Below are 6,162 nucleotides of genomic sequence, written 5' to 3'. Positions count from 1 at the left end.
CCTCCAGCGCAGCAACGCCGACGCCGACGCCGTCTCGGTCGGCGACTTCCACCTGCCCAACACCGTCGGCTGGGCCCTGGCCGGCCGCGTCCGCAGCGACGACGCCCAGATGCTGGCCCTCCTGGAGCCCTACCGCCCGCACCGCCACCGCCTCTGCCGCCTCATCCTCGCCACCGGCACCCACGCCCCCCGCTTCGGCCCCCGCCTCACCCCCAACGACCACCGCCACCGCTGACCGAAGGGCTCCGCGGTGTACACGGCCAGGTGTACGCTCAGTCCATGGCCGAATCGCTGAGCATCCGTGAAGCCCGAGCCCACCTCGCCGAGGTCGTCACCAAGGCCGAATCCGGTGAGATCACCGTGATCACCCGCAAAGGCGAACGTGTCGGAGCGGTGGTGCCGATCGAAATCCTGGACGCCATCGAGGAGGCGGCGGACGAGCTGGCTGCCAGGGAGGCCGAGCTGCACCGCAACGACCCGACCGTCAGCATGGCGGAGCTGCTGGCCGATCTGTTCGACTCGCCCCCGGGCTCGGCGGGGAGCGCCGCGTGAAGTACGCCTTTCGGTTCACCACGCACGCCCAACGTCAGCTGAAGGCGATCGGCCAGGTCGAGGCCATGCGGATCCTCTCGGCACTGACGGGCCTCGGCGACGATCCGTTCGCCGAGGGCCTCGGCGTGAAGAAGCTGACCGGACACGACGGTCTCTACCGCCTGCCGGTGGGTGCTTTCCGCGTGGTCTACGAGGTGCAGCGAGGCCAGCTGGTCATCCTCGTGGTCAACGTCGGCAATCGCCGGGACGTGTACCGCCGGCTCTGACTCCTACCGGGTCTCGATGAAGGCGTCCGCCGTTCGCTCCGGGCGGGGGCGTGGGGGTTCGGCGGGGTGGCCGACGGCGACGGCGCCCATCGGGTCCCAGGTGTCGGGGAGGCCGAGGGCGGCGCGGACGGTGTCGCGGCAGAACATGGTGGAGGAGACCCAGGCCGAGCCGTAGCCCTCGCCGGCCAGGGTGACCAGGAGGTTCTGCACGGCGGCGCCGATGGCGACGGTGAACATCTCCCGCTCGGCGGTGGCACGGCGCTCGTCGGGGTAGTCGTGCGAGCCGTCCATCACCAGGCAGGGCACCACCAGGTAGGGGGCGGCCCGCAGGACGTCGCCGCGGGCGGTGCGGCGGGCGATCCGCTCCTCGTCCCAGCCGTCCAGCTCGGCGAGGTCGCGGCGCCAGGCCGCGAGCATCGCGTCCAGCAGCCGGGTCCGCGCCCCGGGGCTCTCCAGCAGGACGAACCGCCACGGCGTGGTGTGGTGCGGCGCGGGCGCGGTGACCGCGGCGGCGACCGCGCGCCGCACGGCGTCCGGGTCGACCGGCTCGGCGGTGAACGCGCGGATGGTGCGCCGCTGGGTGACGGCCTCCCGGATCGCCTCGGAGGTGCCGAGCCGGAACATGTCCTCGGCGGCGGGCCGGATCAGCGGCCGGGCGCCCTCGCCGTCCTCGGCGGTGACCAGGTGGCCGAGGCCGCGCACGACGGCGACGGGGGTGCCGGTGGCCTTGCCCTTCACCAGGTCGGCGGCGGCGGCGAGCTCGTCGGCGGTGGCGGTGACGGTCTGCGCCAGCTGGTTGCCGTGCGAGTCGACGCGGCCCCGGTGGTCCTCGATCACGGGCAGTCCGGCGGCGCCGATGGCGACGTCGGTGAGGCCGTTGCGCCAGGGCCGGCCGAAGGTGTCGGTGACGAGCACGGCGAGCCGGCGCCCGGTCAGCCGCTGGAGCCGGGTGCGCAGGGCGCGGGCCGAGGCGTCCGGGTCCTCGGGCAGCAGCAGCACGGTGCCGGGGGCGGTGTTCGAGGCGTCGACGCCGGCGGCGGCCATGACCAGGCCGTTGCGGTTCTCGACGATCCGGGTGCCGCCGCGCCGGGCGACCAGCCGGACGGTCTCGGCGTCGATCGCGGCCTCCCGGTCGGCGGCCTCCAGCACCCGGCCCTCGGCCTTGCTGACCACCTTGGAGGTGATCAGCAGGATGTCGCCGTCCTGGTACTCGGCGGCCTTGGCGATCAGCCCGGCGAGGTCGCAGTCGGCGTCGATCTCGGGCAGCCCGTCGACCGGGAGGACCTGGAAGGTCATCCGCGCACCCGCTCGGCGAGCGCCAGCGCGGCCCGGGCCATCTCGGCGGTGGCGGCGACGTCGGTCATCAGCAGCGGGACGGCCCGGCAGGCGATCCCCGCGGCCTCGACGGCGGCGACGGCCGCCTCGTCCGCGGTGTCCACCAGCCACCCGTCGATGAGTTCGGAGCCGTAGTGCAGCGCGACCGCGTCCGCGGTGGCCTCGACGCCGATGGCGGCGAGCACCTTGTCGGCCATGCCCCGCACCGGCGCCCCGCCGATGATCGGGGAGAGCCCGACCACCGGGGCGGACGCGGCGGCGACGGCGGCCCGGATGCCCGGCACGGCGAGGATGGTGCCGATCGAGACGACCGGGTTGGACGGCGGGAGGAGGATGACGTCGGCGGCGGCGATGGCCTCCAGCACGCCGGGCGCGGGCTTGGCGGTGTCGGCGCCGATCGGCACGATCGCCTCGGCGTCGACGGCGGCGTGCAGCCTGACCCAGTACTCCTGGAAGTGGATCGCCCGGGTGCCCTGGTCGTCGGTGATCCGCACGTGGGTCTCGACCCGGTCGTCGCTCATCGGCAGCAGCCGCACCCCGGGCCGCCAGCGCACGCAGAGCGCCTCGGTGACCTGGCTGAGGGTGTAGCCGGCGGTGAGCATCTGGCTGCGCACGAGGTGCGTGGCGAAGTCGCGGTCGCCGAGCCCGAACCACTCGGGCCCGACGCCGTACTCCTTCATCTCGGCCTTGATGGACCAGGTCTCGTCGGTCCGGCCCCAGCCCTGTTCCTCGTGGATGCCGCCGCCGAGGGTGTACATGACGGTGTCGAGGTCGGGGCAGACCTTCAGCCCGTAGAGGTGGATGTCGTCACCGGTGTTGCCGATGACGGTGATCTCGTCCTCCGGACCAATGGCCTCCCGGAGTCCGCGCAGGAAACGCGCTCCGCCGATCCCGCCTGCCAGTGCCACGATGCGCATGCGCCCATCCTGCCACGCGTCGACGGGTCGTCAGCCCGAGCCTTGACGACCGCGCCCGGGGGCTCAGCCGACCTCGGCCCCGGTGGACGTCTGCGGGTGCTGCTCGGGGACGGCCGTGCCGCCGCCGTACTGGTTCATCTCGGTCAGGCCGGGGCTGTAGAGGTGGATGGAGACGGCCGGCTCCAGCGAGCCGTTGACCACCTCGTGCAGGTAGCCGGCGGAGAACACCCGCTGCCCGCCGGGGCGCAGCGTCCGGGCGCCGTCCCCGGCGTGCGTGAGGGAGCGTTCGACGAGCTCGCCCTGGACGACGGCCATCACGCCGGAGGAGGCGCCGTGGTCGTGCAGGCCGCTGCTCTGGCCGGGCAGCCAGCTGAGCAGCCAGACCTCGTAGCCGGGGCCGGTCTCCAGCCGGGCGTACCAGCGGGTGAGCGCGTCGTAGCGGACCAGCGGCTCCCAGCGGGCGCGGTCGGCGGCGATCTCGCGCACCAGCCGGGAGTGGTCGGCGACGGTGACCGGGTGCCCGGGCAGGTCGGTGCGGGCGAGGTGCGGGAAGGCCAGCGGGTCGCCGGCGATGGAGACGTCGCTGAGGCCGTCGGCCCACGGGTGGTCGCCGGGGCGGGCGGCCGGGGCGGGGGTGACGGGGCGGGCGGCGGAGGCGGTGTGGCGGGCGAGCTTGCTGCGGTCGCGGTTCCGCTTGCGGATGCGGATCATTCGCACGGGAGTCGTCCTCGGAAGGGCTGGGTCGTCAGGGGATCAGCCGGATCCGGGATGTCCTGGGGCGGGAATCGCGGGCGGCCTCTGTGCTTCCTGGGCGGCGCGCGGCGGGACGGCGGGCGCCTAGATACAGCGGCAGGAACAGAGGCGACAACAGGAGTTCACGGCACGGCGGAGGGCGGAACCGCTCCGGGGGCTGGCGAACTCTGACATGGGGGAAAGGAGATCGCATCCGCGGGGGCGCTGTCAACTCGGCGAGAGCGGACATTCGGGGGAGATCGGTTATGAACTACCCGATGGGGTGATAAATCACCCTCTATGTTTCGATGGGAAGATCGCCGGGAAGAGAGGCCGATGACCGGCATGTGGCGGTGACTGCGCGTCACCCGGCCCCCGGTCGCGAAGGGTTCACCGGCCTTCGAGGGCGATCGGGCGGAGGTCCGATGTGTCCGGTTATGTACACTATTCGTAACGGCTTGGTGCCGGGGAGTGAATCCTGGCCCCAATACCAGAGCTCGGCTTGACTGGGCCAGAGTGACGCAACTGTAATTTCACTCGTGTCGTCGGCCGCACGAGGCAACGGCAACCACGGGGACGCCAATAGGGGCAGAGGAGGCGCGCCACATGAGCGAGCTCTTTGAGCTGTTGATCGGTGACGGCATCGAGGAGGAAGAGGAACTCGGCTGGCAGGAGCGCGCGCTGTGCGCCCAGACCGACCCGGAATCCTTCTTCCCCGAGAAGGGCGGCTCCACGCGCGAGGCCAAGAAGGTCTGCCTCGCCTGCGAGGTCCGCTCCGAGTGCCTGGAGTACGCCCTCGCCAATGACGAGCGCTTCGGCATCTGGGGCGGCCTCTCCGAGCGCGAGCGCCGCCGGCTCAAGAAGAGCGCCGTCTGAACGGGGTGGCCGCGCCCCCCGGATCGCCGGACCCCGGATCCTCGAACCACCGGCCCGCACGGGCGGCCAACGACGAAGCGCCTCACCACGGGTGGTGAGGCGCTTTCGCGTTCCCGGTCGGGCACCCGGACGGACGCCGGGGACTGAGCCGCCATCGGGAGCCGTTAGTGTGGTGCGCCATCCGGTTGCCGTTCACCGGCTGTGTCCACCGAGAACTGGGGCCCGCGCACGCGATGACCGTCTACAGCCACCAGAGCGGCCTCTCCTCCGGCAGGCCGCCCGCCTACCCGCGCCATCTGGTCACCGCCGTGATCGTCTCGCACGACGGCGCCCGCTGGCTGCCCCAGGCCCTCGCCGGCCTGCTCGGCCAGGACCGGCAGGTCCAGCGCGTCCTCGCCGTCGACACCGGCTCCACCGACGACTCCGCGCGCCTGCTCGCCGAGACCCTCGCCGACTGGCTCCCGGAGAGCGGCCCGACCGTGCTCGGCCGCCGGGCCGGCTTCGGCACCGCCGTCGCCGAGGCCGTCTTCAACAGCCCCCCGCTGCGTCCCGAGGACCTGCCCTACCGGCTCGACCCCTCCGGCTACGACCCGGTCACCGGCGGCTGGGACGACTTCGGCGACCCGCTCGGCGAGCAGGACGACCTCGGCCGCGGCGGCCCCCGGGAGACCCGGCCGGTCGAGTGGCTCTGGCTGCTGCACGACGACTGCGAACCGCAGACCGACGCGCTGCGCCGACTGCTCCAGGTCGCCGACTCCACTCCCAGCGCCGCCGTCGTCGGCCCCAAGCTGCGCAGCTGGTACGACCGCCGGCAGCTGCTGGAGGTCGGCGTCAGCATCGCCCGCTCCGGCCGCCGCTGGACCGGCCTCGACCGGCGCGAGCAGGACCAGGGCCAGCACGACCAGGTCCGCCCGGTGCTCGCCGTCTCCACCGCCGGCATGCTGGTGCGCCGCGACGTCTTCGAGGAACTCGGCGGCTTCGACCGGGCGCTGCCGCTGATGCGCGACGACACCGACTTCTGCTGGCGGGTCAACGCCGCCGGCCACCGCGTCGTGGTCGCCCCGGACGCCGTGCTCCGGCACGCCGAGGCCGCCAGCCGCGAGCGCCGCGCCATCGACTGCGGCCCCGCCCACCCGCACCGGGTGGACAAGGCCGGCGCCGTCTACACCCTGCTCACCAACTCCAAGGGCGCGCTCCTCCCCTACGTCCTGCTGCGGCTGGTGCTCGGCACCCTGCTGCGGGTGGTCGCCAACCTGCTCGGCAAGGACCCCAAGCAGGCCTTCGACGAACTCGCCGGCCTCGGCCACGAACTCGTCCGGCTGCCCCGGCTGCTGGCCGCCCGCAAACGCCGCGGCCGGTCCCGCTCCGCCGACGCCCTGGACGACCGCTCGCTGTTCCCCGCGCCCGGCGCCACCGCCCGGCTCGCCGTCGAGGGCGCCATCGGCTCGCTCGGCATAGGGGGCGGCGACGACGCCGGGGCCGGG

General features: G+C 73.5%; 7 protein-coding genes and 1 pseudogene. 5 read left to right on the top strand and 3 right to left on the bottom strand.

Annotation, left to right across the window (positions count from 1 at the left end):
• From ABD308_RS30125 to ABD308_RS30115, 3 genes and pseudogenes are all read left to right on the top strand, one after another.
• Nucleotides 1–235: pseudogene (locus ABD308_RS30125) on the top strand (DNA-3-methyladenine glycosylase 2 family protein); the annotation flags it as partial.
• A gap of 44 nt (nt 236–279) precedes the next feature.
• Nucleotides 280–552, top strand: a complete 273-nt coding sequence (locus ABD308_RS30120; RefSeq protein WP_344341827.1) for a type II toxin-antitoxin system Phd/YefM family antitoxin — start codon at nt 280–282, stop codon at nt 550–552.
• Nucleotides 549–818: a type II toxin-antitoxin system RelE family toxin gene (locus ABD308_RS30115; protein ID WP_344341823.1), complete on the top strand. Its 270-nt coding sequence runs from the start codon at nt 549–551 to the stop codon at nt 816–818. The genes ABD308_RS30120 and ABD308_RS30115 overlap by 4 nt, the downstream gene beginning before the upstream one ends.
• Before the next feature lie 3 nt (nt 819–821).
• On the opposite strand, the gene ABD308_RS30110 is transcribed toward ABD308_RS30115, so the two are convergent.
• The 3 genes from ABD308_RS30110 to ABD308_RS30100 all read right to left on the bottom strand — a co-directional run bounded on the left by ABD308_RS30110 (nt 822) and on the right by ABD308_RS30100 (nt 3,787).
• The gene (locus tag ABD308_RS30110; protein ID WP_344341820.1) at nt 822–2,114 is read right to left on the bottom strand and encodes a coenzyme F420-0:L-glutamate ligase; all 1,293 of its coding nucleotides are present in this window, start codon (nt 2,112–2,114) and stop codon (nt 822–824) included.
• Nucleotides 2,111–3,070 carry a 2-phospho-L-lactate transferase gene (cofD, locus tag ABD308_RS30105; RefSeq protein WP_344341817.1) on the bottom strand — a complete coding sequence of 320 codons (960 nt, stop codon included), beginning with the start codon at nt 3,068–3,070 and terminating at the stop codon, nt 2,111–2,113. Before cofD ends, ABD308_RS30110 begins: the two co-directional genes overlap by 4 nt.
• A gap of 63 nt (nt 3,071–3,133) precedes the next feature.
• Nucleotides 3,134–3,787: a cysteine dioxygenase gene (locus ABD308_RS30100; RefSeq protein ID WP_344341814.1), complete on the bottom strand. Its 654-nt coding sequence runs from the start codon at nt 3,785–3,787 to the stop codon at nt 3,134–3,136.
• 621 nt (nt 3,788–4,408) lie between these two features.
• On the opposite strand from ABD308_RS30100, the gene ABD308_RS30095 reads away from it, so the two are divergent.
• A complete protein-coding gene (locus ABD308_RS30095) occupies nt 4,409–4,678 on the top strand; it encodes a WhiB family transcriptional regulator (protein ID WP_030310813.1) in 270 nt (89 codons plus the stop codon).
• A 233-nt stretch (nt 4,679–4,911) separates the two neighbouring features.
• On the top strand, nt 4,912–6,162 hold a 1,251-nt coding region (locus ABD308_RS30090; RefSeq protein WP_425554884.1), incomplete at its 3' end, for a glycosyltransferase family 2 protein.

It is taken from the genome of Kitasatospora putterlickiae (assembly GCF_039527695.1).
GTDB lineage: Bacteria > Actinomycetota > Actinomycetes > Streptomycetales > Streptomycetaceae > Kitasatospora > Kitasatospora putterlickiae.
The sequence above is the reverse complement of the archived record's forward strand: the minus strand, read 5'-3'. Positions and strand labels throughout refer to the sequence as shown.